General features: G+C 60.3%; 1 protein-coding gene. It reads right to left on the reverse strand.

The features are described from left to right. Positions 1-164 precede the first annotated feature (164 nt). Positions 165-1,538, reverse strand: a complete 1,374-nt coding sequence (locus tag AC1Q6Z_RS35250) for an ISNCY family transposase (protein WP_492650748.1) — start codon at positions 1,536-1,538, stop codon at positions 165-167. Positions 1,539-1,623 lie beyond the last annotated feature (85 nt).

Raw genomic sequence — 1,623 nt, forward strand, 5'->3', positions numbered from 1 at the left:
TGTGGCGGATGAGTTGGAATGTCCGACGGTTTGCAAAGTAGAAATGTCCGACTGGTCACCACACGGCACACCGACCAGCCCTGATCTGACCGGCTGGACCGGGTTGCAAGATCAGATCGGGGCGGGTGGTAAACACACCCCTTCGGCTTTAGCTTTGAGACGCCTCACTGCGCAGCCTGCCACCGCGACAACGCTTTCTCCCGCCGTGCAATTACCGCCGGATCGTCCATGAAATCCTTCCGCCGGCCCGGCCCACGGGCGCGTTTGACGTAGCCATTCTTGTCGCTGTTGCTCTTCACCTTCGGCTTTGCCTGCTGGTCCTGGCGCTCTTTCACATAGGCCAGGATATCACCGAGCCGCTTGTTGTCGGTGATGGCGGCATGTGTCACCCGCTGGTCCTTGTCGAACACCGTGTAGGGCAGGGAATAACCTTTCCAGCGCACATCCAATCGACCGTCCGCATAGGCATAGGTCTCGACATAGCGGCCCACCAGACCGCGCGTCACCTCGGTCTCTTTGAGCATGATCCGCTTGCGCTCGAACGAAAAGGTCAGCTGTGACCCGACATAGCGCTGTTCGCGCTTGCACAGGATCTCCGTCAACCGATCCGGCGCCAGATTCAGTGGCCGATGCAGGTCCTCCGAACGGGCAGGGATGATCGCAAATCGCGCATTGTAGTCCTCCACGAAGTCCGGCAAGAACGCATTACCGGCCTCCATGGTGTCGATGCCGGAAAGCCTGAGCTCCTTGACCAGGCGATCCTGCAGCGTCCGGTTCATCCGCTCGACACGACCCTTGGCCTGGCTCGAATTTGCACAGAGAATCTCGATGTTTAGCTCGCAAAGCGCACGCCCGAACTGGGTCATGCCCTGGCCACCCCTGGCATCCTTCTTCGCCACCCGGAATACCGAATGCTTGTCCGAATAAAAGGCAATCGGTGCACCGTGACGCTCGAGATAGAGCGCCAGTGCCTCGAAGTAGGTGAAGGCACTCTCGGAACGCACAAAGCGCAACTGCATCAACTTGCCCGTCGCATCATCGACGAACACCAGCAGCGAGCAAGGCGGTCCGCGATCCTCGAACCAGCGATGCTCCGACCCGTCGATCTGCACCAGTTCGCCATAGGCTTCGCGCCGCAGCCGCGGCTGATGAAACGTCCGGCGCTGCTTGCGCGACAGCCAAAGTCCGGCATCGATCATCCAGCCGCGCACCGTCTCGCGCGACACACGCAAACCATCGCGTTCGGCCAGCTTCTCCGTCGCCAACGCCGGCCCGAAATCCGCATAGCGTTCGCGAACCAGCGTCATCGCATAATCGCGAACCCCGTCGCTAATCCGGTTGTTCGACGGTCGGCCGATCGCCTTGTGTCGGATCGAAGCCGCGCCGCCAGTCCGCATACGCTCCAGTAGCCGGCGCACCTGGCGCTCGCTGAGGTCAAGCACATGCGACGCTGACACCGTGGTCATCCGGCCGGCAACCACCTTCGACAAAACCTCAATCCGCTGCAGATCGCGTTCGCTCATCGCAATCAATCCCATCTGCAATCTCCCAGACGTCATTCAGACCCGGGGAGTGTGACATTCCAACTTTGCAGAAACAGGACATTCTAACTTTGCGGCTACA

The sequence above is a fragment of the Shinella sp. GW835-FHT14H05 genome (assembly GCF_058793575.1).

What these genes read in the sequence shown, in the direction of transcription:
- AC1Q6Z_RS35250 (WP_492650748.1), bottom strand. Translation starts at nt 1,538, where the DNA reads ATGGGATTGATTGCGATGAGCGAACGCGATCTGCAGCGGATTGAGGTT.